This is a genomic window from Vibrio sp. 2033 (assembly GCF_033339735.1).
In genome coordinates, this window is sequence record NZ_JAWOVC010000308.1 from 1 (window position 1) to 735 (window position 735).

Consider the following 735-nt stretch of genomic DNA (forward strand, 5'->3'; position numbering starts at 1 on the left):
AGTTAGACGTTGCAACAAACATCACATCAGACAAGTCGTAATCCACTTCTAGGTAGTGGTCGTTGAATGAGTTGTTTTGTTCAGGGTCTAATACTTCAAGCAACGCTGAAGCCGGGTCACCACGCATGTCTGAAGACATTTTGTCGATTTCATCCAGAAGGAAGAGAGGGTTTTTCACACCAACTTTCGACATTTTCTGAATCAGCTTACCTGGCAATGAACCAATGTAAGTACGACGGTGGCCTCGAATCTCTGCTTCATCACGCACGCCACCTAGGGCCATGCGTACGTATTTACGGCCAGTAGCAGATGCAATTGAGCGGCCAAGCGATGTTTTACCCACGCCTGGAGGACCAACAAGACAAAGGATTGGACCTTTTAGCTTATTGATACGATTTTGTACTGCTAAGTACTCCAGAATACGCTCTTTCACACGCTCTAGACCATAATGATCTTCGTTCAAAATCTCTTCCGCTTTCGCAAGATTTTTCTTCACTTTAGAACGCTTAGTCCAAGGTACACTTACCATCCAGTCGATGTAGCTACGAACTAATGTCGCTTCTGCGGACATTGGAGACATCATCTTAAGCTTTTGCAGCTCTTGCTCTGTCTTTTCACGTGCTTCTTGCGGCATTTTTGATTCGTCGATCTTCTTTTGCAGAGTCTCAAACTCATCTGGAGCGTCTTCCATCTCACCCAGCTCTTTCTGAATCGCTTTCATTTGCTCATTCAGAT

General features: G+C 44.9%; 1 protein-coding gene. It reads right to left on the reverse strand.

What is annotated here, in order from left to right; genetic code table 11:
* Positions 1-735: AAA family ATPase (locus R7P74_RS26270; protein ID WP_318123574.1), on the reverse strand; the 735-nt coding region annotated here is incomplete at both ends.